This window comes from Actinomyces howellii, from assembly GCF_900637165.1.
Classification (GTDB): domain Bacteria; phylum Actinomycetota; class Actinomycetes; order Actinomycetales; family Actinomycetaceae; genus Actinomyces; species Actinomyces howellii.
Genome location: NZ_LR134350.1, coordinates 1,733,416 through 1,758,674, shown reverse-complemented (window position 1 = coordinate 1,758,674; position 25,259 = coordinate 1,733,416). Strand labels below are relative to the sequence as shown.

The window sequence follows — 25,259 nt, the reverse complement described above, 5'->3', positions numbered from 1 at the left end:
GATGAAAGGAACCGCACCGTGACCACCCACGACGACGTGCTCGAGCGCCTCGCCCTGGCCCGGGCCCACGCGTGGGGCCCGGCCCGCTCCAACCTCGTGGCCGAGGCCGTCACCTGGGCCGACGCCCTGGAGGACGAGCAGCTGGCCGTTGACACCCGCCTTGCGCTCGCAGAGGCCTACAACCAGGGCAACGAGGAGTGGAAGGCGCTCGCCCCCTTCGTGTGGCTGCTCAACCGCCACGCCGAGCGGCCCGACCTGTTCGACGCCAGCCGCATCCACGACATGAACTGGAACTACAAGTGGGCCATCCACGTGGCCGCGGACAACCCGGGGGTCTCTGTGGCCCAGCTCCGCGAGCTCGAGAACGGGCTCGAGGAGTTCTACCGCTCCCAGGGCGCCTCGATGCACGTCGTCCACGGCGAGCGTCACCACGCCGCCGTCATGCTGGGCCTCGATGAGGAGGCGGAGACCGAGCTCGCCGCCTGGCGGGCCACGCCGCGGGACTCCTCCTCGGACTGCGAGGGCTGCGACCCGATGCGCCAGGTCTCGTGGGCCACGAACCACGGGGACTGGGAGCTCGCCGTGGCCACGGCGGTGCCGGTCCTCGACGAGGAGGTCGGCTGCGCCATCCAGCCCGCGACCATGCAGGCCGCCGCCCTCATGGCCCTCCTGCACTCGGGGCGGCCCAAGGCCGCCTGGGACGCCCACGTGCGCTCCTACCGCAGCCTCAAGGGACGCCCCCAGTTCCTGGGGGACATGGGCCGCCACATGGAGTACCTGGCCCTGACCGGGCGCGTCACCCGCGGCCTGAGGATCCTGCGCGAGACCCTGCCGATGAGCGACCAGTGCGAGTCCGCCGTCGTCCTGTCCGGTCTGCTCGCCGGAGCGACCCTCGTCCTGCGTGAGGCCGAGCGCGCCGGCATGGGGCAGGAGGCCCTGGGCGTGAGCGTGCCGGCTGAGTCCGTGTGGTGCCCCGGACCCGGCCTCGAGCCCGGGACCACCGTCTCGCAGGCCTACGCCGAGGTCGGTGCCTGGGTGCGCAAGGTCGCCTCCCTCTACGACGCGCGCAACGGGAACACGACCGTCTCCCAGCGGCTCGAGGCCCGGCTCGCGGCCGCGCCGGTGGTCGACGCCGGGGAGGTCGCCGCCCGCGGGGCCCTGGCCGCCGCCGGTGCCGAGCTGCTCGAGGCCCGCGAGGAGCTGCCTGAGGGCATCCGCATCGGTGGAGGGGAGGAGGAGACCGAGGCCGAGGCCTTCCTCGAGGGCATCACCGCCATGCCCTCGATCCTGGGCGGCTCCGAGCCCGGCTCGCCCGAGCCCGCCCCGGAGGCGGGCACCGAGTCCGCCGGGCAGGAGCCCGAGGCCGACCCCTACCCGGTGGTCGACCTGCGGGTGCCCGAGCCACCTCGCGACGTCGAGGACGCCCTGCGACGCATCGAGGCCACCTTGGCCCGGCCCGGGGGCAGCCTCGAGAGCCTGTACGTGGGCTGCCAGACGATCTCTCGCGGCCTGCTGCCCGACCCTGAGAAGGTCGACCCGGAGCACGCGCGGATGGCCTGGACGATCCTGTCGGCGACGGCGGAGATCGCCTGGGACTACGAGACCGCCGTCGAGCACCGGCTGCGCGGCAGGGCCCTGCTGCCCGAGGGCGACGAGCTCGGCACCATCCTGTGCGACCTGCGCGTCATCAAGCTCGAGCACGGCGCCGACGAGCTCGCCGAGCGGGTGACGGTCGAGAGCCGCCAGGAGCGCCTGGAGCGCGCGGGGGCCCTGGCCGAGCGTCTCGCGGGGATCGTCGAGGAGCTGCTCGCGGCCCCCGAGGGACGGCAGAAGGACCTCGTGCGGGCCTTCGACGCCTCGATGATCCTCGTCGACCTCCTGCCCGAGCTCAACGAGTACGACGGAGCCCAGGAGTCCCTCGACCAGGCGCGCCGGATCAGTGGGCTGGTCGCCCACCTCGTCGACCCGGTCGACGGCCGGCTCGACGACCAGCTCGACCTGGCTAGCGCCGAGCTGGACCTGGCGCGCGGGAAGGTCTACGAGGCCTGCATCCTGGCCGAGGAGGTGCTGCGGCGCCACAACCCCTGCCCGGTCGTCACCGCGCTGGGGGCCCGGCGCATCCTCGCCCTGGGTTCGACGCAGGTCGAGGAGCACGGCGAGACGGTCGTGCAGATGCGCGAGTGCCTCAACATCTACCTCGCCACCGGCATGACCCCGCTGACGGGGGGTGTCTTCGGCGGCCTGGCCAGCGCTCTGGGCATGTCCGGTCGCGCCCTCGAGGCCGCGGAGGTCCTCGAGACCGCCCTGGGCAGCGACGTCCCCGAGACCGTGGCCGACCGGCTGCGCTCCGTCCTCGTCGCGGTGCTCGACAACCTCGACGAGGAGGAGGGCGTGCGCTCCAACGCCCTGGCCGTGGCGGAGCGGGCCCTGAGCCGCGGTGAGGTCGAGCGCGCCTCGGAGTACCTCGTGCGCGCCGCGAACGCCGCCTACAACCTCGATGAGAACACCCAGGCCGCCGCGTTGTTCCAGCGCGTGGCCGAGCTGGAGGACGTCAGCGAGAACGCGGGCAGGGTCCGCCGCTCCCGGCTCCTGCGCCGGGCGGCGCGGGCGGTCGTGGACGACCGGACCCTGGCGATGTCCCGTGCCCGCCTTGATGAGGCCCGAGAGATCATGGCCCGGGCGCTCGAGCTCATCGAGGACGTTCCGACCTCGCGCCGTTACTCGGCGGAGTACGAGATCGGCGACTGGCACGACGACATGGCCTGGATCCTGTGGCGCACCGACGAGAACGCCGAGGCGGTCGACCACTGCGAGGCGGCCTTCACCGGGTACATGAGCACCAAGGACCGGGACTCCGCTGCCCGGCCCCTGACCCTGCTTGTGCGCCTCCACGCCGAGCGCGAGGAGAAGGACGCGGCGCGGGCGACCATCGCCCGGGTGCGTGAGCTCCTCGCTCACCGCCGCTGGGAGAACCACCCGGCCCTGGCGACGGTCGCCAACATCGAGGAGTCCCTCGAGGACTGAGCGGTCGGCGGGCGTCGCACCTGTCGACGACGGGTGCGACGCCCGCCGGTTGCGTCTGCGTACGTGAGCTGATTCACTCTCGGCCGGGGGTGGGTGCGGATGCGTCCAGTGACGAGGAGGTAGGGACGTGACGACGATCAAGGTTCAGGGGATCGCCGAGCATGAGCAGCCGCCGGAGCGGGCGACCGCCAACCTGCGTGTCGGCCTCAGGGGTCCGAAGCAGTCCTCGGTCCACGACGAGGTCGCCGCGGTTCTCAGAGAGCTGCGAGCCTCGATCGAAAGCCTGCACGACCCCGGGCGCGGGCCCGTCACGTGGTTCTCGGTGTCGGGCGTGAGCGGGTGGTCGTACAAGGAGGACAAACGCACCGTGTACACCGAGCAGATCAGGATACAGGTGAAGTTCTGCGACTTCACGGTGCTCGGGGCGTGGCTCAACGAGGTCCTCGGGTGGAGGGGGGTGTCCATGTTCCGAATCGACTGGTCGGTCACTGAGGTTCGCAGGAAGGAGCTGGAGAAGGGGCTGCGTCTCCAGGCCGTCCGGGTCGCCAGGGAGAAGGCCGAGCAGTACGCGAGCGCCGTCGGCCTGAGCATCACCGACGTGTCGTCGATACGTGACTTCGGGCCGGGTGTCGACACGGCGGCCTTCATCGCCGGAGCGTCGGTTCGAGGGCGAGGGGGGCGTGCTGGCTCCGCGCCAGCAGACGACTCCTACTCCTTCGCCCCTGAGGACGTCACCCTCCGTGCCGCCGTCGTGGCGAAGTTCGTCGCCGAGTAGGAGGAGCGCGCCCGGACGCTCTCAGGCACCTCGGCGCAGTTCGGCACGCTCGCCCCGAGCCTCCTGGGCCTCCTGGGCATCCTGGGCCTCCTGGGCCGGGGCGGCAGGCGACCGTGGCTCAGGACGTGCGTCTCGCCGGCGGGCTCGCCGGAAAGTAGATCACCGGGTGCTGTGGTCCGGCAGCGACCTCGTCAATGATGGGCACGACCTCCTCAAGGATGTGAAGCAGGAGCTCGTGGGCACCTTCAGGATCCTTTGCGGCAAGAGTGCTGTCGTTCGAGATGAATCCGATTGTCACCTCCCCACCCACTGGTGACCGCCAGACGATCTTCTCGTTCTCCGCCTCGACATATGAGACAGCCTCACCTGGCAGACCGTCCATCGCGATCGAATCGACCTTTGAGCTGGCGGCGTAGCTCCTTCGGTCCTCGACAAGTGAACGCTCCGGATGTGAGGCCACGGCATAGGAGATCATGATGGTGTCGGCAATGTCGTCGTCGGGCTGAGCGAAGTCGATCTGACAGGACTGCCGGGGAAAATCCGTGCCGGACTCTCTCGACAAGGAGTACCAGGCGATCTGGAGACCGGTGCGTTGCTCAAGATCGGTGGAGTCGAGAAGATCGCAGACCGACGTGCGGTCGGGCACGGCCTGCGTGGCCGAGATCTGCGCGTAGGCGGAAGCCGACCCCTCTGCTGCCGCGGCGGCGATCTCCGTATCGTGGTACTCGGCGTAGGCCCTGTAGACCTGGGGGTCACGACTGTTCCCAACATGATGCTCCCGATGAGCGCGCCCAGGATGATACGGCGACGGGTCGTCTGAGGGGTCGGAGCGGGCGTGTTCGTCATGGGGGTCCTCGGCGTCTCGTGCGTGGTTCGATCTCTAGGGCGTGGGTGTCGTCGTCGGAGTCGACGGATAGTAAGTCAACGGCTGCGGCGGCCCGGCTGCGACCTCGTCAATAATGGGCACGACCTCATAGAGGATGTGAAGGAGGAGCTCGTGCGTACCCAGAGGGTCGCCCGCACCGAGGTAGCTATTTGCGCTGACAAACCAGATGTGAAGGTTTGCTCCCTTCGGTGAGCGCCACGTAATCATTTCGTTTCCCCGGTTCATGTAGCTGACGGCTTCCCCGGGAAGATCGTTCATGCTGACAGAATGAACTACGGAGTTGTCAGCGAATCTGACTCGGTCGTCCGTGAGAGACATTTCGGGAGAAGGCATTTCAGTATAGTACAACACGAGCTGATCAGCAATGTGCGGATTCGGCTGATCAAAATCGATACTACAGTCCTGCGTTGGAATAGAGGTGTCGTGATATCTGCTGAACTGATAGGAAAGAATCTGGCGGCCGGTGCGCTGTTCGAGGTCGGTGGAGTCGAGGAGATCACAGATCTTGGTTCCGTCGGGAACGGCCTGCGTGGCCGAGGCTTGCGCGGATGCGTAGGCAGAAGCTACTGCCGCTGAGGCGGAGGAGGCGACCTCAGCCTTCTTGTGCTCGAGGTAGACGTCGTGAGCCTTCGTGAGGCCGACTGCACTGCAGAGAATGAGCGCCACGACGAGTGAACTCACAATATGCTGGCGACGGGTTCTCGCTCGAAGCCAGTTCTGAAGATCGCGTACCATTACTCTTCCTCGGCGGCGCTCGGAGTAAGCTGTGAACTGGAACTAGGATTGTTGCTCGGGTGGACGGATGAACCCGTCGAGTGTCCGTCGCCGTACCTCCCGTTAGCCGAAGTATTTAGTTCCATCAATGTTTCATCTTCTGTCAGACTCGCGACTCTATCTAACCAGGTAACTACTTCATTGTGCCTAGAGGGCGGCAAATTTGACAGATCAACATAGTAGATCCCGTTGGGATCCTGTTGAATCCATGAATATTTGGCGGATTCTGACTGCAATGCTTCTTGAGTAATGAGGCCGGCGTCGGAGGCGTCTTGTACCGCTGCGGCGACATACGCCTGTTTGGGGTTATCCTCCAGAGGAGACTCGGCATCAGTGATATCCGCGCCAACCACATTCGAAATGAGCTCGTGAGTGAAGACAGTCGCACCGACCGTGGTCGCCGCTGCGGCCCAGGGTCCCATCGGGGCGGTGGCGACAGCGGCGAAAACGGCCGCTGCGGTATTCGCCGCCTGAGTAGCATCCTCGCTCGCCTGCTTGTTGGTCGCGGTGAGGTCGGCGGCCTTCCGGTCGGCGATGCCAGCAAGACGCGCCGCGGCTTCGATGCCGTTTCCGTGGGCAAGACCGATGCAATACGTTTGCTGGGCGCCGTCGTCGCCGCGTTGCTGCCAGTGCTCGACGAGATGATCGGATAGCTCAGAGGCGTGTGCGGCCAGGCCTGCGCTGATCGTGGCTACAGCCTCAGGACTGTCGGCGACGATGTAGGCCAGAGCGTCGACGTCGTCTTCGGTTGCGTCCGGGAGTTTCCTGTCGGTCACCATGTCCGTCGCTGTACCACTCTTCCATAGCGATGTCACGGCGCCGGAGCAGTTGGCCAGAAGAATTCCGACGCGCGCCTTCGCGTCGTCGTTGTACAGACTCTCCTCGCCATGAAGAGCGACCTGATGAACGGCCGTCCCGGCGAGTTGCCAGCTCCGTGTGGCGGCGGATGAATCGGTTGTCGTCGTGTGAATCGAGGAGGCAGCGGCCACCGCAGCGGTCAGCCCGGCGAAGCCCGTCGGGTCCCAGTCTCGTGCGGCAAGAGTCTTCATGCGGGTCATATCCGCCTGTGGATCCGTAGCGTCCCCCGATGCTGGGGGCGCGAGGAACGCAGCAGCGGCATCCGGGTTGTTCCCCATCGCGTCGAGCACTCCGGCAAGCGGATCGTAACAAGGATCAGAGATGCCCGTCGTGTTCGATGATGACTGAACATCGTAGCCGCTCGACGAGTCATAGCTTCTACGTGAGTCCCTGTACTGCTCGATCGCCTCGAGGTCGACCTCCTCCAACCCGGTTGCCATGGCGAGCAGAAAGTCGTTGCCGAACTTCAAGTCATTGACGTGGTCGCCGTTGGCGTCGTGGCCCCCCATCATGGCGTTGAGCGCAGGGATCCGTGTGTGCTCGGAAGGGTCATCGACCGAGGACACGATCGCGTCCGATGCCGCCTGGGCCTCAGTAGCGTCCCATGTGCTCGAGGCCTGTGCGAGGATCTCACCGAGCAGACCGGCCAGGGTCTCGGCGGAGTTGTTCGGATCGTAGGTCACGCCGTACTGAAGAGTTCTCTCATTATGTTCGCGCGCCAGCCCGGGAAGTGACGTGAGGTTCTCCGGACCCGCCGCGTCAATGAACGCGGCCGCGTAGGTCCCGTTTTCGTTGTTCGTGCTCATTGAGGCGACGACCTCGTCGTAGGTGCGACCGGTGGCCGGTTCCCCGCCGTCTAGCAGCACATCGAGGTCATGAGCATCGGTCTCGGCCTGCGCCCAGGAGGTGAGGTCCGACGAGTTGTTGATATCGACCGTGTCGGGAACAGTGCACGTGATCGTGCCGTCGGCGTTCATCGACGCGACGCCGTTCTCATTGAGATCGATGATCGTCTGCCGGCAGGTCCTGATCTCGGTGGCGCGGTTCCTCACCGCGGTGCACGCCGCCGAGATGTTGTTGAGATCTACGGTGGGATCAATCGGGTCCCCCTCGTGATTGAACTCGGTGTCGATGCTCTGCCGGATCGAGTCACCTTCCGCGGCGAGGTTATCGAGGCAGTCGATGGCCTCCTGCAGCCGGTCGGGGTTCATGTACAGCGTGACCATGGTCTCAAGCTTTCGGTGTGAGGTCGGACGGCTCAGTGCTCGTCCTCTTCGTACATGTCGGTGGAGTCTCGCGCAGACTGAATGGTCGCCTCCATGGCCTCAAGCGCAGTGAATATCGCGTCGACCTCAGCACCGGCGCTCTCGGCTTCCTGGTCGGCGAGGTTCCCGGTCCACACGTCGGTGCTGTTGATGTCGACGTAGCTCGCCTTACCGGATGAGGTGTACCCGAAGAGGGTGCTCACCCCGAATCCATCCTTCTTGCCCGCAACGAACTCGAGGAGGTCGTTGAGGGAGATCCATCTCGGGTTGGTCGGTTCCAGCATGAGAGACATGGGAGCTCCACCGGTTCAGGTCGTCAGGGCGTCGGACAGCCCCATGTTACCGTGCCGTCGACTCTGTTGCATGAGTGTTGGTGGATGTCAGTGCGACGAGCGCCCGCAGCGTGATGAGTAGGTCCTGTTGGTGAGCCGTCATCGTGAATCGACGCCCGGTCCCGACCTGTTGCCGGGAGCGCCTCGGTCTCGCTCGCCACGCACGGGAGCGTGTCGAGGCGTCGGCTGGCGCCCGGGCGGCCCGGGCGGCCCGGGCGGACTCGGGCGGCCCGGGCGGAGGCAGCCTACCACCCTCTGCGTGACGTGCGTCTCAGCAATAGGCGCCCGTCTGGGCCTGCGTGCCCAGGAGGCCCGCGCGGCGGTCGCCGGACACGCCAGGGCGGTTCGCCTGGGGTGAATGACAAGACGGGGAGGCCCCTCAGGGGTGACCATAGCCCTGAGCCGTGTGACGCTCGCTACTGCACCTCGGGAGGCAACCCATGGCCATCGCCCACTCGCACCGTTTCGCCGAAGGAGACCTGCCCGTCGAGGCAGGCAGATACCGTCTCGTGGCCTCGGGCTCGTGCCCGTGGTCCCGCCGCGTCCTCATCGGGCGCAGGCTGCTGGGGTTGGTCGAGGCGATCCCCGTGTCATGGTGCTACGGCCGCGGCGTCGACGGCTTCTGGGAGCTGACCGGCCCGACCGGCGAACCCGGGGTCGACCCCGCCCTCGGTGCGCGCTCCATCGCCGAGGTCTATGAGCACACCCCCGGCTACGCCCCGCCTCCCACGGTCCCCGCGCTCGTCGACATGACCTCCGGGGAGGTCGTCGTCGACGACTCCGGCACGCTCCTGTTCGACCTCGCCACCGCCTGGTGGCCCCTGCATCGCCCGGGCGCGCCCGAGCTCTACCCGGTTGAGAGGCGCAACTCGACCGACGCCTGGGACGAGTGGATCGGCGAGCACGTCAACCGCGCGCACTCCACGGCCACCCACTCCAAGAACCCGGAGGAGGCTGCCTCAGCCGCCAACGACGTGCTCGTCGCCTTCGACGTCATCGACACCCTCCTGGCCCGCGCCACGAAGATGGAGGCCTCCCGGGAGGCGGCCCTGACCATCCAGGACGCGCCGCCGCTGTCCTCGGTCGTGTCCATCGGCCAGTTCCTGTGCGGGGACAAGCCCACCGGAAGCGACATCCGCCTGTTCACCACCGTCCAGGCCTACGAGTACGGCGGGCGCTCCTACTACCCCGGCGGGGAGGCTCCGTCGATCTCCTTCTGGCCGGCCCTGGCCCGCTGGTTCCGCGCCCTGGAGTCCCGGCCGGGATGGGTCGGGCCCGAGGAGCGCAGCGCCCTGGGCCTGTAGCGCACGGGCCTCGGCGCGCTGGCTGTCCGGCCCGCCTCTGAGACCCGCCTGACCCGCGTGACCCGCGGACCCCTGCCCCTGGCGACGTCATCGGCGTCGGGCAGGGGTCCGGCGCGCTGCAGGCCCGCCCGCCGACGGCCGGGCGGACCACCCAGCTGCCGGGCGGACCACCCAGCTGCCGGGCGGACCACCCAGCTGCCGGGCTCGGCGGGGCGGGCCCGCTCGACCGTCTGCCTCAGCGGGTGAGAACAGGGTTGTACAGGAGACGGTTGGGCGTCGTCGGGCACTCATCGCCCACAGCGCACGGGGCGATGAGGCGGTCGGCGCGCAGGTCCTCCAGGCGCGCCACGACGCGGTCGCGCAGCGTCCACGGGTCGATCGTGTTGAGGTAGATCTTCGTCCCGCCCTCGAAACCGGCCAGGGTCGACACCCGCCACTTCAGGGTGACGTGCCACGGCATCGGCTGGTCCACCCCGAGGGGCCGGTGGTGCCACTCCTCGTTGCTCGGCACGTCGGCCCCGGTCGCCGCGTGCAGGGCGTGGACGAGGTCGGAGACGGCGTCGACCTCCTCACGGGTCATGAGCCACGGCTCCGGCGTCGGCGAGGTGGAGTACACCTCCAGGGTCGGGTAGCGGTGGCCGAAGCCGGCGAAGGCCACGGCCCGGTCGTTGGAGGCCACGAGCAGCCCGTTGTAGGCCGCGTAGTCCACCGCCATCTCGTTGTAGAGGTTCGGGTTGGCCCGCAGTCGCTGGAGCTCGAGCTCGCTGGACACGCCGCGCTCGTCGATGGCCACGAGCTGCTTGTGCAGGTGGTCGAAGGACGCTCCGGCGGGGCGCAGCCAGTTCTGGAAGACCGCGACGTAGCGCACCCACCGGTTGGCCTCGTACAGGTCGTGCATGGCGTCAACGGCCAGACGGGTGTACGCGCGGTGCTCCGCCGGGGTCAGGGTGCCCGATCCCGCCAGCCCGGAGGTGTCGATCGCGTCGTCGGTGAAGTGGCGCCGGGCGATGATGACGTCGTGCCCCCCGGCGAAGAAGGCGGCGAGGTAGCGGCGCCGCAGGGCCTCGTCCATCGAGTCCCACCCTGCCGGGTCCTGCCCCGAGGCGCGCAGCTTGGTGCGCGCCACCCGCTCGACGTGGGCCGCGCCCACCGGGTCGGCGATGTAGGCCTCCATCCGCTCACGGGCCGCGTCGGGGATCTCGTAGCCGTGGTTGGCGTGCCAGTACTCGTAGGACAGGATCTCGAAGAGGTTGGGAACGCGCCGGAACTCCGCGACCGTGCTGAACAGGTCCGTGGCACTCACCGCGTCGATCCGCTCGAACCCGCCCCCGGGAACGGCGACGACGCGGCTCTTCTCCGGCGGGGTCTCGGTGTAGTGGGCCGAGCAGAAGGCGCAGGCCCGGGTGCGCTCGGCGGGAGTGAGGTCGTGGACCTCGGTGACGGGGTGGGAGATGGGGCGGTTGCCGCGTCCGGGCACCGTCCACACCTCGGTGCCGGTGAAGGGGCTGATCTGCTTGACGGTTCCGTCGGCCATGCGGGTCAGGGGCGGGGCGGGAGGAGCGTACGGCGTGAGCATGCCCCTATTGTCGCGCCACGGAGCGGCCCCAGGGGGAGCCTGCGGCCCGCGCAGGCCGGTCCGTCGGGACCCGCCCCGCCCGGGCGGGTGCCTGCTCCGACCTAGCCTCGACGCCCGGGCCCGGGGCCCACCTCGGCCCGGCTCCGGTGCCAGCGGCGGGTTCCGGCCTAGTCCCGACGCCCGGGCGTGTGCCTGCGGCGGTCGTGTCGTGGGGACGTTGTAGCCTGAGCGTGCCCGCTCACGCGGTCAGCCTCAGCGTCCCCGTCCCCGCATCCCGCCCATGAAGCTCGACAACCGCGATCTCGTCCTGCGCGCGCTCCTCGGCGTCCTGCCGGCGCACCTGGAGTGCTATGTCCGCACCCTCCTTGCCGATCACTCGGCGAGGGTGCGGGTAAGTGCTGCCCTGGGGAGCCGGGCCCCCGAGCGGAGCCGACCCGCTCCCGCAGGCGCATCGGACCTCGACGACCTGGCTGACCTGTCGACGCAGATCCGTGTCCTCACCCTGCGGGGAGACGACGGGAGGTACCTGCTTCCCCTGCCCCCGGGCCTGGGGGGAAAGCTTCACGAGGTCCGTCGATTCCGCAACGACGCCGTCCACGGGCGCTCCTTCGACGCCGACGACGCGCTCGCTGCCCTCGTGGCGGTCTCCGAGACCCTCAGGCTCATCGGCCGTCCGGAGGCGCGCGCCGAGGTGCGCGCGCTCATCGACGTCCTCGACACCGACAAGGGCGCGGGCCAGGACCCGCTCAGTGGAGTGCAGGTCGATGTCGACTGCCCGGCGGTGCTCGGGTACGCCGACGCCGTCGCGAGCGGCCGGGTCCCGGTGGCGCTGCGACTGCGCCTGCCCGAGCCCATGCCGGGACGAGACGCCCAGGTCGACCAGGCCGGTCAGGAGGCCGCCGCCGTGGGAGCCCTCGACGTCACAGTCGTCATCACCGAGGACGGCAGCGGCAGGCAGGTCACGATCCCCTGGGTCGCCAGGTGGGACCTCGCCTCCCCAGGGGCACGGGAGCTGGCCGTGACCGCCGAGCTTGAGCCCGATCGTTCCGGCCTCCTCCAGGTCGAGCAGCCCGGCCCTACCCGCGTGCGCGTCGAGCTGGGCTGGCCCGCTGGTGCCCGCTCGCTCCCTCCGACTCCGGGGCCTGTCGTCCTGCCCCCGCGCCACTGGCGCATGCACGATGACGGTCCCGCCGCGGGGGCTGCGCTGGCGACCTTCGTCCAGCCCGGTCAGGGGGCCGTCGAGGAGCTGGCTGTCCAGGCACGCGCACGGGTGAGCACGAGTCGAACCGGTCCCAGGGCCGAGGCCGACGCCCTGGCACGAGCCGCCTGCGAGGTCCTGCGCGGTCGCCGCGTCACCGTGGAGGACGGCGAGCCGTGGACGCGGGCCCGGCCGGTGCGCACCGCGGGCCAGGTGCTCGACGAGCGTCGAGCGGCTCCGGTGGATCTCGCGGTCCTGCTCGCCGGGCTCCTGGAGAACATGGGCGCCGCTCCCGTGCTCCTGCTCAATCCCGACACGGTCTTCCTGGGGTACATGCGGACCTCCGCACCCGCCGTGCCGTGCACCCCAGCGGAGGCCCGTGGCCTCGTCGAGCGTGGGGAGATGGGGCTCATCGACCCGCTCGTCGCGGCGCGCTCCACCGGCGCCGTCCACCCCAGGCTCACCGACCGGGTTCGTGGCCTCGTGCTGCCCGCCCTGGCGGACCTGTCCCTCGTCGTGCCGGTCGCGTACGCCAGGTCCCAGGGCGCACTGCCCCAGCCGGCGCTGACGCGGGATCTCGACGACGTTGTCGTCGAGGTCGACCTCGCGGCTCCCGACCACGCCCTGGCCGAGCCCGCCTCGGCCCAGCCCGGGGCTGTCGCAGCAGGTCCTGACCCCGACCACGCTCCGTTGAGCGGGGAGCGGTCCGACGCACAGCCGCCGGACCACGAGCCAGCCCCGCCCGTCATCGACGCCTGGAAGACGAGCCTGCTCGACCTGTCCCTGCGCAACCCCCTCATCGACTGCACCGCGCGCCACGCCGTCGTCCTGCGTGTCCCAGAGGAGTCCGTCGGGACGTTGGAGGACATCGTCAACGACCGCCAGCTCATCTCGCTGCGCCCCGAGGACAGGACGGTGTCCGAGCCGGCCGCTTCCCGGTCCGCAGCCGCCGAGCTGACCGAGCACAGGATCGTCCGCTTCGCCCGCACCGGGCAGAAGGGTGAGTGGACCCTGGAGCGCATGGCGGCCGAGGCGCGCATGACAGTGGAGCACACCGGTGCCAACAACCTCTACCTCACCGTCGGCGCCCTCGTGTGGAGCACGGGCGGTCGCCGCCTGCGCTCCCCTCTCTTCCTCGTCCCAGTCGTCCTCGAGCCGGACGGAGAGAACCACGGTCTCGTCCTGGACCAGATGGGATCCTCCGCTCCCAACCACTCGCTGCTCCGTCGATTTCGCGCCGACACAGGCATCGTGCTCGACGGGCTCGACGAGCCCGTGCGCGACGGGCACGGCATCGACATCGAGACCACCATGGCCCGCATCCGCGCCCAGGTCCGGGAGTCGGGCCATGACGCCGTCGTCGAGCCGACCGTTCACCTCGGCATGTTCCAGTTCTCCACCTTCCGCATGTGGCAGGACCTGGAGGAGTCGTGGCCGACGATCGCGAGCAACCCTCTCGTCGCCCGTCTCATGGGGGACCACGGCTCCAGGGCGGGCGATACGCAGGCCCTCCGGGACTGTCCCACGGGGGCACCGGACGGCCCGGGGGAGGAGACCGACCTCGACGCGCTCGTCGAGAACCTGCCCCTCGCCGCGGATGCCACCCAGGCGCAGGTCGTCGCCGACGCCGTCGCCGGCCGCTCGCTCGTCGTCGAGGGCCCGCCGGGGACCGGCAAGTCGCAGACCGTCGCCAACCTCATCTTCCGGGCGCTGGCCACGGGCAGGACCGTCATGTTCGTGGCCGAGAAGAGGTCGGCCCTGTCCGTCGTCGCCCGTCGCCTCGGCGAGGCAGGGATCGGCGAGCTCCTTCTCAACCTCCACGACAACGGCATGAAGCCGGCAGAAGTTCGCAAGGCACTACGCAGTGCCTCGGAGCTGCGCGCGACCGGGCAGTCCGGGGCTCAGGGCGCCCAGGGGCTGCGCTCCGAGCTGTCCGCACTTCGGCAGCGGCTTGAGGACTACCGTCGCGCGCTCCACGCCACCGGTCCCGACGGTCGGTCCCGCTACAGCGCGCGCCAGTCCCTCCTGGGAGCCCAGCCCGGCCGGGTACCTCCCCGGGGCGGGGCGCGACCGGCGCCTGACGCCGACCTGCGAGCCGATTGGATCGAGGCCTTCGACGCCGCCGATCACAACGTGCTCCTCGACCGCTACCGGGACGCCCAGGAACGCCTGCGCCAGACCCTTCCGGCAGAGCTCCGGGAGGCGGTCCTGACCCGCCGTGACCGTGTGCTCCGCGCGGCCGGTCCCCGTGCCGAGGATCTGCGGCGTGAGCTCGGTCGTCGGAGCAGCAGCCTGACGATCAGGGACCTCATGGGACGCTACGGCGACCTCATCACCGCCTACACCCCCTGCCTGCTCGTCTCCCCGGACTCGGTTGCCCGCTTCTTCCCGCCCGAGCGCCGGTACGTCGACATCGTCGTCTTCGACGAGGCCTCCCAGATCACGGTGGCCGGTGCCGTGGGTGCCATGGGGCGTGGACGCTCGGTCGTCGTCCTTGGTGACCCCAAGCAGATGCCGCCCGCCTCCGTGTCCGGCACGGCCGCGGCCCGCGGCGCTCTCGAGGCGGCCGGTGCGGGCGGGGAGGACTCGATCCTCGACCGGTGCCTGGAGATCGGAGTGGCGCGGCGCCGTCTGAACTGGCACTACCGGAGCCGGAGCGAGGCCCTCATCGCCTTCTCCAACACGCATTACTACGAGGGCTCCCTCATGTCCTTCCCCAGCCCGCTGACGGTGTCAGGGCCCCAGCAGGACGGCCCGGGAGGACACGGCATCTGCCTGAGGCGGGTCGAGGGCCACTACGTCGGGACGCAGGAGCGTGCCAAGCACCCAGGGCTGAGGGCCGGGACCAATCCCGTCGAGGCCCGTCAGGTCGTCGAGGAGGTGGTCAGGCGCTTCGAGGCGTCACCGCAGGCGGTGCCCTCCCTCGGGATCATCACGATGAACACGAGGCAGCGTGAGCTCATCGAGTCGATGCTGCGCCGCGAGGGCGGGGACCGTGTCCTTCGAGCGCTCGACGCCCGCGATGCGGGCGACGGTCTGTTCGTGCGCAACCTGGAGAACGTGCAGGGTGAGGAGAGGGACACGATCCTGCTCTCCGTCGTCTTCTCCGCCAACGAGCACGGGGACGTCCCGCTCAACATCGGCGCCCTCAACCGGGCCGGCGGGGAGCGGAGGCTCAACGTCGCCATCACACGGGCGCGCAGACAGGTCGTCGTCTTCACCAGCTTCGACCCCGAGCAGCTCCACGCGGAACGCTCCGCACATCAGGGGGTCAAGGACCTGCGGGCCTACATCGAGCACGCCCGCAGGGGCAGCGCGCCCCGCACCCGTCGAGTCCACCGGGGGGAGGTGGACCTCCACCGCAACGCGATCGCCGAGCGCCTGCGTGAGGCGGGGCTGACGGTCCGGGTCGGGGTGGGGCACTCCTCCTTCGCGATCGACCTCCTTGTGGCCTTGGAGGACCAGCCTGAGAGCACCGGTGCGGCCGTGCTTCTCGACGGCCCGGGGTGGAACCGGCGGCAGACCGTGACCGACCGCGACCTCCTGCCGGTCGACGTCCTGCGGTCCATGGGGTGGCAGCGGGTCGAACGCATCTGGATGCCGGAGTGGGTCCAGCAGGAGCAGACGGTCGTTGACCGCATCATCCGGGCGGTCGGAGGGCGGCCGACCCCCGCCGTTCCTGCCGGGGCGGTGGCCTCTGCCGGCGTCACGGCCACCGGATCCGACCGTCGACCCGCCCCCGGGACGCCGCCGGCGGTCGGCGAGTCGGACAGGTCCGGCAGAGGCGCTGCGTCGTCGACCCAGCCCGGGACCGAGCCGCCCGGCCGCGGTCGGACGAGCGACGGCACGGCGATCATGAGCACCGGGCCGGTCGACTACCGCCCGTGGCTGCCAGGAGGTGTGCTTCCGACGGAGGTGCTCAACCGGGCCTCGACCGACGAGGACGCCCGTAGGCAGGTCATCGAGGTCGCCCGCGCCGTGTGCGATGTCGAGTCGCCGATCGCCAGACGCAGGCTCATCGTCAAGGTCTGCCGCGCCTTCGGTGTCTCGCGAACGACGGCCAACCGGGAGAGGGCGGTGCGCGAGGTGCTGGGCGAGGCGTTCGCCTACGTCGACCGGTACGACTTCGTGTGGAGGAGCATTGACTCCCGGAGCATTGCGCCTCCCTACCGGCGCAACGCCCTCGACCACGTCGACTCCATCGCCGAGATCCACCCCGAGGAGCTGACTGCCCTCATGGCCGAGGTGCGCGCTGGCTCGCCCGAGTGGTACTCGACTGAGGAGCTGTGCGGGCGGGCTCTGCGCCGGCTGAGCACCAGGAGACGAAAGCTGAGCGCACGGGGTGTCCTGGACGCCCTCACCGCGGCGCTGGACCGGGCTGAGCGGGAGGTCGACTGACAGGTTGCGGTGTCGGGTCCTGTCGGGTCCTGTCCCGATCGGCTGCGGGGCCCACCCCGGCCCGGCTCCGGTGCCAAGGCCGGACCCGCGCGGGTCCAGCCCCAGGCGGGGTGCCTCGCTCAGCCCTCGAAGGGCCCGTAGGTGACGACGAGGTTGCCCTTGGTGGTCGTCGTCGCCTCGATGAGCCGCAGGCGGGTGGCCGGAGCTCCCTCGAACAGGCGCCGGCCCGTGCCGGCCACGGCCGGGTGGATGATGAGGGTGAGGGCGTCGAGCAGCCCGGCCTCGACGAGCTGGCGCACGACGCTGAGCGATCCCTGGACCGCGATGTCGCCGCCGTCGGTCTCCTTGAGCGAGCGCATGTGCTCGAGCAGGTCCCCCTCGATGAGGGAGGCGTTGGACCAGGTGACCTCCTCCGCGGTGAGCGTCCGGGACGCCACGTGCTTGCGCAGGCCGTTGATGAAGTCCGCGAAGCCGGCGTCCGGACCGTCGTGGCCGGGCCAGTAGGAGGCCCACTCGGTGTACGTGACCCGCCCCATGACAGCCTCGTCGATCGCGGCGATGCTCTCGGTCATGAGCTGGCCGAGCTCGTCGTCGAAGGAGTCGTGCTGGAACAGGTAGGGGTCGGAGGCCACGCCGTCGACGGAGTAGAAGAGGGTGGCGACGAGCCTGCGCGTCATGACGTGGGGTCCTTTCCTCGCGGGAGAGTGCGTGGCTGCCGAGTGTAGGGGCGGGACCGATCCGGTCGGCGCAGGCGCAGGCGCAGGCGCAGACGCCCCGGCGCGCCGACAGCGCCACAGCCCTCCAGGGGCCCGCCCGAGAACACCCAGGGGCCCGTCCGGGAACACCCAGGGGCCCGTCCGGGAACACCCAGGGGCCCGCCTGAGTCCCCCAGTCCGGTCGAGGTGCCCCACAGGGAGGCTTCGCGCACCCCTCGTCCACAGGGCTCGACGGGCTCGGGTGCGTGGCGCTCGTCCGCGCCTCCACCCTGGGGAGGCGGGCACCGTGCCCGTGGGGAGGCAGCGGTGAGGACGCCGCGCCGCCCCTCCACCCCTGAGGAGGACACCATGAGGAACACCTTGCTCACTGTGCGCACGGCACTGTCGCTGGCCCGCGCGCAGGAGCCCGACCCCGGTGAGGGGCAGCAGCGCGACGGCGAAGCCGGGATGGCCACGGCGGAGTACGCGATCGGTACCTTGGCGGCCGCCGCCTTCGCCGGTCTGCTGCTCGCCATCATCCGCTCGGGCAGCCTGACCGGCGCGCTGCAGCGCATCATCGAGTCCGCCCTGTCCGTGGGCTGAGGCGGTCCGATGTGTGCGCACTCCCTCCGACTGCCCGCGGGCCTCCCCTCCGCCCGTGGAGCGATGCCCGACGCGGGGTGTCCCACCTGCCGGCCCTCGCGCGGCGATCGGGCATCGGACCCGGGCGATCCTGGGGCCGCCTTACGACGATCGGGCGGTGGCCGGCCCCGTCGCCACCGACCTGGCTCCCAGGAGGGCATGGTCACCGCTGAGCTCGCGGTGGCCATGCCGGCGGTCGTGCTCGTCCTGCTCATCGTCCTGGCGGCGGCCTCCGCGGGGATCACCCAGCTGCGGGTGGCCGACGCCGCCCGGGTGGCGGCCCGCCAGGCGGCCATCGGATCGGTCGACCCAGCGGGCGCGGCCCGACGGGTCGCCCCCGGGGTGAGTGTGAGCGTCGAGCGCGGCGAGCTCACCTGCGTGAGCGTCTCACGTCGTGTGCCCGGCCCGCTGGGCGGCCTCGGCCTGACCGCGCGCAGCCGCTCTTGCGCCTTCACGGAGCCGGGGCAGTGAGGCCTGGGCGGCGCCCGGGTCGGGGTGGGTGCCGGGCTCGCGCGTGGGCCCGGTCCGGGGCGGCGGTGCCCAGTGGGCGCCTGGGCCGCGGGCGGGGCCGGCGACCCGGCGGGAGGCGGTTGACACTCAGGAGCCGGGTAGCCACCAGGAGTCGGGTGGAGGCTGGGAGCCGGATGACCGTCGGGAGCTTAGGCCCCAAGGACGCGCTCGCTGACGGAGGAGCGCGGGGCAGACGACCGGAGGACCGGGGCTCGGGGACCGTCCTCGCCCTGGGGGTCATCGGGGTGCTGGTCGCGCTGGCGCTCGCGGTCACCGCGCTCATCGAGGCTCAGAGCGCTGCGGGTCGGGCGCGAGGCGCAGCCGACCTGGCGGCACTGGCCGGCGCCACCGCGCTCCATTCCGTCCTCGCGCCCGGGGACCCGTGCGCGACCGCCGAGCGCGTGGCCCGCGCCAACGGGGCCGGTGTGGACGCGTGTCGCATGGACGGACAGGACGTCATCGTCTCGGTCGTGGTCGACACGCGTGTCCTGGGCGTCGCGCGTCAGGCCCGTGCCTCGGCACGGGCGGGTCCGGTGCCTGACGCCCCCTGAGGCATGCACCCGATGACCGTGGCTCGCCTCTTTTGCGTCGCCGGGGGCGGAGGCTGTTCCAGGATCCGCGCAATGACGCGGATCATCGACGACCTCCGGTCCGGGACACGCCAAAAGAAGCGAGCCACGGTCCTTTCTGTTGCCGAGGGCCGAGACAGGCGTCGCCGCACCCGCCCGCAGGAGCCCGGGCCGTGGAGCCTGCCGCCCGACACGCCCCCGGCACTCTCGCGATCCGACGCGGGGCCCGCAGTGGTAGCGGCGCGGCGGTGGGACGGTGGTCGATCGATGTACGTGACGCGCTGCGCGGGCTGTCGAGGTGCCGCTTAGTGCGCCATCCGGCACGGCCGGGTGCGCGTCGGACGGGTCTGGTCCTCGATGCGGGTGTGGGGTCGTTCTCTGGGGAGTGAGGTCGCGCTGTGGCGCGTGAGGTCGCTCCTTGGGTGGTGGGGTCGCACGTTGGACGTGCGACCTCATCGCCCATGTGGCGACCTGGTCGCCTGCCGTGCGACCTCACCACCCAAGTGGCGACCTGGTCGCTTGCCGTGCGGGCTCAGCGGGGCGCGGCGTCGAGCAGGAGCCGCAGGAGCGCCGCGGCCCCGGCCTTGTCCAGGGGCTCGTTGTTGTTGCCGCACTTGGGGGACTGCATGCAGCCCGGGCAGCCCCGGGCGCAGTCGCAGGCCTTGATGGCCGCCAGCCACTGAGTGCCGGCGCGGAAGCCCCGCTCGGCGAACCCGGCCCCGCCGGCGTGGCCGTCGTGAACGAAGACGGTCGGCCCCGGTCGACGATTCATCATTGTGAGCGCTGCCGCTGACATCCTGCGGACAGCGCCTCACAGGAAAACAAATGGCATGCGTGCGGCTTTCATGCGTGGTGCGAGCGTCGATAATGCTATCCGATCTCCTCACCATCGAAGCGAGTTGTCGTACGCGGCGAATCGTCGCAGGTCAGAGCCGATCTCGTATCAACTTGGTTAAAGGAGTCGAATCCATAAGGTCGTTCGCTAGCGTGCGGTCCGGCACAGTGAGGTTTTCTCACCGGGGTGGGGCGTGCACCCGGCCTGATCGTTGGGATGCTGGGGGAGGGTGCGTGTCGTGTGGGGGTGCACGCGGGGAGCGCATCCAGGATGGGTTCTGACCAAAGAAGCACCCCTGAATGCGAGGTCCCCGCATGCTGTCCTATCGTGCCACCCTTGACGTGCCATCCGCTACCGCCCGAACCGTGTCGGCCTGGCTGGCGGCTCACCGCCGCTGGCACGACATTCGGCCTCATCAGAGGGCGGCGACGCCCTGGGTGCAGGCTGTGATGGTGCTGCGCTGGCTCAACGAGGCCACCAGCATGCGCACCCTGGCCCGAGACGCCGGCATCTCGATCGCCACCGCCTACAGGTACCTGCATGAGGCCCTCCAGGTCATCTCCTCCCAGGCCCCTGACCTGATCGAGGTCATCACCCAGCTGCGCCACAAGGGTGAGCCTTTCGTGTGCCTGGATGGCACCCTGATCCGCACCGACAGGGTCGCAGCCCGCACCGAACGGGGCAACCACTCGTGGTACTCGGGCAAGCACAAGGCCTTCGGGGGCAACGTCCAGGTCATCACCGACCACACCGGATTCCCGGTGTGGGTCTCGCCGGTCGAGCCGGGCTCGACCCACGACCTGACCGCTGCGCGCGCCCACGCGCTGCCCGCCCTGTACAAGGCCGCCTCCCAGGGCATGCCCACCCTGGCCGACAAGGGCTACATCGGCGCCGGCATCGGCGTGCTCACACCCGTCAAGGGCGCCAGACCCTGCCCCGACGACGCCACCTACAACCATCTGCACGCCAGTCTGCGCTCGCCTGCCGAGAGGGCCAATGCCATGCTCAAGCACTTCAAGGCCCTCCAACACGTCACCCTCGACCCGCACACCATCACCCACATCACCGCCACAGCCCTCGTCATCATCAGCCTCAACAAACAACCCCGGTGAGAAAGGCTCAGTGATCAGCCGCATGTTCTGCGCAGTGTGCCGTGACCATAAGGAGACATATGCCTGTCAACTCGCAGGTCCCCGTGTCGCTCAATGATGAGCGGTGGGACGAGGAGCTGGGCGGAACCGGACTGGCTGACCAGGGAGTCAACGACGACTCCGTGGCAGACCGAGTCCCACGCTCGGCCGCAACGACCCGTGGCGCCCGCCGCGCCACTCTGCTGGCCCTTGGTCTGGGTGCCGTCGGCGCCGCCACCGCGCTGCTGCGCCGTGGAGGCGACAGCCCCCGGACCTTCCCCGACCCCGGAGCGGGCGCTCCGGGGTCGAGAAGCCCGATCGCCTCCGATCCGGCAACGAGTGCCCCGGCGAGCCCGTCGTCGGCAGCACCGTCACCTGCCGCGCCGACGAGTGCCGAGCCCGGTACCGCGCCTCCCGACGCGACCGACGTCGCACCAGTCGTCGAACCCTGGCGGGCGCAGGTGATCGCCGGATCCCAGGAGGGCGACGTCGACGACACCGCCCCGGACCTCGCCGGCGCCCTCGACGTCGAGGGCGAGGCGTGGGTCGCGGCGCTTGACGCCGCGGAGGCGCTGAGCCCCGAGGAGGAGCAGGCCATGGACTCCGCCGCCGACGCTGACGCCGCTCAGGCGCCGCAGGGCTCAGATGAGCAGGGCGGCGACTCCGGTGCCCACTCCGACGCCGGTCCCGGGGCGGGTACCGCCCCCACCGAGGAGGTCGCCGTGTCCGAGGACTCGGTGACGAGCGGCGCGTCGGAGCCCGCCGTCGTATCGGCCGTGGCCTGGTACGCAGGTGAGGAGACGGCCTTCGCCCTCGGGGGCGCGGTCTCCTCGGCCGCCGCCATCCGGGTCGCGCCGCTGGGTCCGGGCGGCCGGGCGGTCGTGAGCGAGGCAACCACCGCGAGCTTCGCGTCCACGCTGCCCCTGGAGGTCTACCGCCGGGAGCGGCCACGGGCGACCGTCACCGCGGTCAGTGACCTGGCCCCCGGTCTGACCCTGCGCACGACTCCCGCCTGGCACCTGGCGAGGCGAGCCTCGACGGCGGCGACCGCCGAGATCGCCGCGGAGATCGAGGCCAGGGGCACGACCGCCTGGATCGACTGGCAGCTCAACCCCTCCCGGATCAACGACTCGCGCGCCGAGCGGATCATCTCGACCCACTTCCCCTGGGCATCCGTCTCCGGGCCCGCGCTGAGCGAGGCCACCGGGGGCAAGCCCTACCTCGCGCCGCCGATAATCACCAACTCGATCTTCATGCGAGCCCGCTTCGGCAACAGGGTCCTGGCCGACGCGGTGGTCGAGATGATGGCCGACATGGTCTACGTGCCCCTGCTGGGCAAGGCACAGTCCATGGTGACCGGGCTCGACAAGATCCTGCGCACTCACGCCCTGGGGCGCTACGCCGACCTGCTCCTGGCTGCTCTGACCGACCCGACGCTCCTGCGCGAGCTCGACAACACCGTGTCGACGAAGAGCTCCCCCAACGAGAACCTGGGTCGAGAGCTCCTTGAGCTCTACACCGTGGGCCGGGACGCCTACACCGAGGACGACGTCAAGGGCGCGACCATCATGCTCACCGGCCACGGCATGGACTGGGCCAGCCGCACCTACCTCTACAGCCCGAGCAAGCACGCCACCGGCAGGATCCAGGTCCTGGGCTTCTCGGACCCCAACTCGGACCCGGCCAAGGGGCCTGACCTGCTCAAGCGCTGCGTGGAGTACCTGTGCTCGCACGAGGCGACCGCTACCCGCGTCGCCACCCGCATCGCCCGACGCTTCGTGAGCGACGACCCCAGCGAGGCGGTCGTCGCCGAGATCGCTCGAGCCTACCTGGCCAACGGCACCCGCATCGGGCCAGCGGTCAGGGTGGCGCTGACCCACGAGGAGTTCCACAAGTCGGTGGGCAGGAAGTGGAGGCGCCCCACCGAGGTCATCATGTCGATCGCCCGCGCCGCCAGCGTCGAGTCGGTCGACCCCTCCGGGAGGGCCTCCGCCAACGACGTGTGGAACCTGGGCTCCTACGGGTGGCTCATCCGCGACGCGGGGCACCAGCCCCGCATGTACACGAGCGTCGACGGCTACCCCGACACGGCCGACTACTGGATGTCGACCGGTCGGATGATGACGATGTGGAACGCGGTCCAGCGGGCGATCCCCGGGGACACCAAGGAGTCTGGCCGCACCGACTGGGCGCGCGCCCTGTCGATCACCCCCGGGGACAGTGCCAAGGCCACCGCCGAGCGCATCACCTGGCACCTGACCGGCTACGTGTGGGAGGACGCCCACGTCGAGGCGATCGCCCGCATCCTGGCAGGCATGCCCAAGTCCGGCGGCGTGGAGGACTGGAAGGTCGTGACCGAGCACCTGTCCGGATACGTCGAGCAGGCGGTGCGCCTGACCTACGCCAGCCCCTACGGTTCCCTCAGATAGAAGCGGCAACAACCATGACACCCTCACCGACCACGACCATCTCCTCGCTGTCCCGGACCCGGACGGAGCGGCGGCCCAAGACCCGTTTCACCCGGGGCTCGGCCCTCCTCCACGAGGACGTCGTCACACCTGTCCACCACCACGACGAGGCGCAGGACGCCATGCTCGTCGAGGTCGACGGCACGTCGCGGACCATGAGCGGCTGCGAGGCCGACTCCTACGTCACCCAGAGGTACGACCTGCCCGAGCTCACCGAGGTCGAGCACGTCGACGGCGGCCCCCGCTTCGTCAAGCGACGCCACGTCCTGGCCGGGGCGGCGGCGGGATTCGGCGCGCTGCTGACCGCCACCTCGATGCCGCGCTACGCCTTCGCCGCGCCCGCGGCCGGGCGGCCTCAGGGCCTGCTTGTGTGCGTGTTCATGCGCGGCGGCTTCGACGGCCTGTCCGCCGTCGTGCCCGTCAACGACCCGGCCTACTACGCGGCGCGCAAGACGATCGCCGTGCCCGCCGGGCGCACGCTGCCCCTGGACGGAACCTGGGGCCTGAGCACCCACATGCGCGCCCTCAAGCCCCTGTGGGACGCGGGCGAGCTCGCCATCATCCAGGGGGTGGGCTCGCCGGAGGTCTCCCGCTCGCACTTCGCCGACCAGGTGACCGTCGAGCGCGCCGCGCCTGCCTCAGTGCGCAGCGGGTGGCTGGGACGCTACCTCCAGGCGGCCTCCGCGGACACCGGCACCTTCCGGGGCGTGAGCGTGGGCAGCTCGACGGTCCTGTCCCTGACGACCAAGGCCCTGGAGACGGTGGCCGTCTCCAGCATCGACGCCTTCGACCTGACCGTGTGGGGATCGGAGCGGCTGCGCAGCCACGTGCGCACGGCCATCGACGAGATGTACCGCGGTGCGGGAGGAGAGGTCCAGATGACGGCCAGCGCCACCATGGACGCCGCCGAGCAGCTCCAGCAGGTCCGCGCCTCCCAGCCCCGGGCGGGATCGGGGTACCCCACCTCGACCTGGGGCAAGGGCCTGGCGGAGATCGCCCGGATGGCCAAGTCCGGCGCGGGCATCGAGGTCGCGTGCATCGACATCGGTGACTGGGACATGCACGCGGGCCTCGGAGCGGCGAGCGACGAGCAGGCGTGGTTCGCCCGTCGCGCCCGCGACTTCGCCGAGGGACTGGCGGCCTTCCGCCAGGACCTGGGAGGCATGTGGGACTCGACGACAGTGGTGACGATGAGCGAGTTCGGTCGCCGGGTCGCCGAGAACGGCGGCGGCGGGGTCGACCACGGACAGGGCAACACGATGTTCGTCATGGGCGGCACCGTCCGCGGCGGACGCGTCCTGGGGACGGTCCCGAGCCTGGAGGCGGCCAACCTGTCCCTGGGGGACGTGCCCATCACCCTGGACTACCGCCAGGCGCTGTCGGAGATCGTCTCCGCCAGGCTCGGCGGGGGAGCCGACCTCGGTGCGGTCTTCCCCGGGTTCACCCCCGGGAAGCCGCTGGGCATCGTCTGACACCGCGCGGGCGGGGGCGCCAGGTGGTGGCGTCCCCGCCCGGTGACGGCGGCCGACGGCCGTCCCCGCCCGGTGACGCGGATGAGAGCTCCCGGGCCCCGTGCCCTCCAGCAGCTCGGCGTCCCCGCCCGGTGCCGTCGACGAGAGAGGCGTGTCCGGCTGTCGGCCAGGGTGAGGGAGCGGGGCGGAAACCCGTGTTCAGGCCACGGCGATGGTGGCCGGGAGGTCTGCGCTGGTGCCCCGCCCTTGGGTGGCGAGGTCGCACTGTGGCGCGTGAGGTCGCTCCTTGGGTGGTGAGGTCGCACGTTGGACGTGCGACCTCATCGACCATGTGGCGACCTGGCGCCTGCCGTGCGACCTCGTCAGACTGGCACGGCCGGGTGCGGGACGTCGCGAGTCGGCAGGGTACCGGCCGGGCGCGGACACCATAGACACGATGCGTCCGGCGCGGGCAGGACCTTCCAGTGCCTCCATGCCGGGCAGAGTGCGGCGTCGTGAGGGCCGAGGAGGCGGGGCGGCTCGGTTGCGCCGCCGTGTCCAGGCCTGTG

16 protein-coding genes and 1 pseudogene are annotated in these 25,259 nt (G+C 70.4%); 10 read left to right on the top strand and 7 right to left on the bottom strand.

Features of this window, described 5'->3' with window-relative positions; genetic code table 11:
• Positions 1-18 precede the first annotated feature (18 nt).
• On the top strand, positions 19-3,024 hold the full coding sequence (locus EL245_RS07525; RefSeq protein ID WP_126382583.1) for a kinase: 3,006 nt from the start codon (positions 19-21) through the stop codon (positions 3,022-3,024).
• Positions 3,025-3,151: 127 nt separating this feature from the next.
• Complete coding sequence (locus tag EL245_RS07520) at positions 3,152-3,799, top strand: SIMPL domain-containing protein (RefSeq protein ID WP_126382582.1); 648 nt, start codon at positions 3,152-3,154, stop codon at positions 3,797-3,799.
• 118 nt (positions 3,800-3,917) lie between these two features.
• On the opposite strand, the gene EL245_RS07515 is transcribed toward EL245_RS07520, so the two are convergent.
• From EL245_RS07515 to EL245_RS07500, 4 genes are all read right to left on the bottom strand, one after another.
• Positions 3,918-4,445, bottom strand: coding sequence for a hypothetical protein (locus EL245_RS07515; protein WP_126382581.1), 528 nt, complete (start codon positions 4,443-4,445; stop codon positions 3,918-3,920).
• Positions 4,446-4,679: 234 nt separating this feature from the next.
• A complete protein-coding gene (locus EL245_RS07510; protein ID WP_126382580.1) occupies positions 4,680-5,351 on the bottom strand; it encodes a hypothetical protein in 672 nt (223 codons plus the stop codon).
• A 68-nt stretch (positions 5,352-5,419) separates the two neighbouring features.
• Complete coding sequence (locus tag EL245_RS07505) at positions 5,420-7,543, bottom strand: DUF6571 family protein (RefSeq protein ID WP_126382579.1); 2,124 nt, start codon at positions 7,541-7,543, stop codon at positions 5,420-5,422.
• 32 nt (positions 7,544-7,575) lie between these two features.
• Positions 7,576-7,875 (bottom strand): hypothetical protein, encoded by a 300-nt coding sequence (locus EL245_RS07500; protein ID WP_126382578.1) that lies wholly within the window; start codon positions 7,873-7,875, stop codon positions 7,576-7,578.
• Between the two features lie 479 nt (positions 7,876-8,354).
• Here EL245_RS07500 and EL245_RS07490 point away from each other — a divergent pair, with 479 nt between their 5' ends.
• Positions 8,355-9,218 carry a glutathione S-transferase C-terminal domain-containing protein gene (locus EL245_RS07490; protein WP_126382577.1) on the top strand — a complete coding sequence of 288 codons (864 nt, stop codon included), beginning with the start codon at positions 8,355-8,357 and terminating at the stop codon, positions 9,216-9,218.
• 235 nt (positions 9,219-9,453) lie between these two features.
• Here EL245_RS07490 and EL245_RS07485 read toward each other — a convergent pair whose 3' ends face one another.
• Entirely contained in the window at positions 9,454-10,794 is a 1,341-nt protein-coding gene (locus EL245_RS07485; protein WP_126382576.1) for a DUF4921 family protein, read from the bottom strand.
• 280 nt (positions 10,795-11,074) lie between these two features.
• On the opposite strand from EL245_RS07485, the gene EL245_RS07480 reads away from it, so the two are divergent.
• Positions 11,075-16,390 (top strand): DUF3320 domain-containing protein, encoded by a 5,316-nt coding sequence (locus EL245_RS07480; protein ID WP_232009654.1) that lies wholly within the window; start codon positions 11,075-11,077, stop codon positions 16,388-16,390.
• Positions 16,391-16,509: 119 nt separating this feature from the next.
• On the opposite strand, the gene EL245_RS07475 is transcribed toward EL245_RS07480, so the two are convergent.
• Positions 16,510-17,067 carry a dihydrofolate reductase family protein gene (locus tag EL245_RS07475; RefSeq protein ID WP_126382575.1) on the bottom strand — a complete coding sequence of 186 codons (558 nt, stop codon included), beginning with the start codon at positions 17,065-17,067 and terminating at the stop codon, positions 16,510-16,512.
• Between the two features lie 387 nt (positions 17,068-17,454).
• Between EL245_RS07475 and EL245_RS07470 the strand changes: the two genes are divergently transcribed.
• From EL245_RS07470 to EL245_RS07460, 3 genes are all read left to right on the top strand, one after another.
• The gene (locus tag EL245_RS07470; RefSeq protein ID WP_126382574.1) at positions 17,455-17,688 is read left to right on the top strand and encodes a DUF4244 domain-containing protein; all 234 of its coding nucleotides are present in this window, start codon (positions 17,455-17,457) and stop codon (positions 17,686-17,688) included.
• A gap of 198 nt (positions 17,689-17,886) precedes the next feature.
• Positions 17,887-18,198, top strand: a complete 312-nt coding sequence (locus EL245_RS07465; protein WP_126382573.1) for a TadE family type IV pilus minor pilin — start codon at positions 17,887-17,889, stop codon at positions 18,196-18,198.
• Between the two features lie 173 nt (positions 18,199-18,371).
• Positions 18,372-18,788, top strand: a complete 417-nt coding sequence (locus tag EL245_RS07460) for an Rv3654c family TadE-like protein (RefSeq protein ID WP_126382572.1) — start codon at positions 18,372-18,374, stop codon at positions 18,786-18,788.
• Positions 18,789-19,338: 550 nt separating this feature from the next.
• Here the strand turns inward: EL245_RS07460 and EL245_RS07455 are convergent.
• Positions 19,339-19,560: pseudogene (locus EL245_RS07455) on the bottom strand (Zn-binding domain-containing protein); the annotation flags it as partial.
• Positions 19,561-19,955: 395 nt separating this feature from the next.
• Here EL245_RS07455 and EL245_RS07450 point away from each other — a divergent pair.
• The 3 genes from EL245_RS07450 to EL245_RS07440 are packed head-to-tail and all read left to right on the top strand — an operon-like array spanning position 19,956 to position 24,711.
• On the top strand, positions 19,956-20,753 hold the full coding sequence (locus EL245_RS07450; RefSeq protein ID WP_126381755.1) for a transposase family protein: 798 nt from the start codon (positions 19,956-19,958) through the stop codon (positions 20,751-20,753).
• Between the two features lie 59 nt (positions 20,754-20,812).
• On the top strand, positions 20,813-23,200 hold the full coding sequence (locus EL245_RS07445) for a DUF1800 family protein (protein WP_126382571.1): 2,388 nt from the start codon (positions 20,813-20,815) through the stop codon (positions 23,198-23,200).
• Positions 23,201-23,214: 14 nt separating this feature from the next.
• Complete coding sequence (locus EL245_RS07440; protein WP_126382570.1) at positions 23,215-24,711, top strand: DUF1501 domain-containing protein; 1,497 nt, start codon at positions 23,215-23,217, stop codon at positions 24,709-24,711.
• Positions 24,712-25,259: the final 548 nt, after the last annotated feature.

Excerpts from the sequence above, each read along its gene's own strand:
- EL245_RS07505 (WP_126382579.1), bottom strand. The coding sequence starts at position 7,543 with ATGGTCACGCTGTACATGAACCCCGACCGGCTGCAGGAGGCCATCGAC.
- EL245_RS07500 (WP_126382578.1), bottom strand. The coding sequence starts at position 7,875 with ATGTCTCTCATGCTGGAACCGACCAACCCGAGATGGATCTCCCTCAAC.
- EL245_RS07490 (WP_126382577.1), top strand. The coding sequence starts at position 8,355 with ATGGCCATCGCCCACTCGCACCGTTTCGCCGAAGGAGACCTGCCCGTC.
- EL245_RS07485 (WP_126382576.1), bottom strand. The coding sequence starts at position 10,794 with ATGCTCACGCCGTACGCTCCTCCCGCCCCGCCCCTGACCCGCATGGCC.
- EL245_RS07480 (WP_232009654.1), top strand. The coding sequence starts at position 11,075 with ATGAAGCTCGACAACCGCGATCTCGTCCTGCGCGCGCTCCTCGGCGTC.
- EL245_RS07475 (WP_126382575.1), bottom strand. The coding sequence starts at position 17,067 with ATGACGCGCAGGCTCGTCGCCACCCTCTTCTACTCCGTCGACGGCGTG.
- EL245_RS07470 (WP_126382574.1), top strand. The coding sequence starts at position 17,455 with ATGAGGAACACCTTGCTCACTGTGCGCACGGCACTGTCGCTGGCCCGC.
- EL245_RS07465 (WP_126382573.1), top strand. The coding sequence starts at position 17,887 with ATGGTCACCGCTGAGCTCGCGGTGGCCATGCCGGCGGTCGTGCTCGTC.
- EL245_RS07460 (WP_126382572.1), top strand. The coding sequence starts at position 18,372 with ATGACCGTCGGGAGCTTAGGCCCCAAGGACGCGCTCGCTGACGGAGGA.
- EL245_RS07450 (WP_126381755.1), top strand. The coding sequence starts at position 19,956 with ATGCTGTCCTATCGTGCCACCCTTGACGTGCCATCCGCTACCGCCCGA.
- EL245_RS07445 (WP_126382571.1), top strand. The coding sequence starts at position 20,813 with ATGCCTGTCAACTCGCAGGTCCCCGTGTCGCTCAATGATGAGCGGTGG.
- EL245_RS07440 (WP_126382570.1), top strand. The coding sequence starts at position 23,215 with ATGACACCCTCACCGACCACGACCATCTCCTCGCTGTCCCGGACCCGG.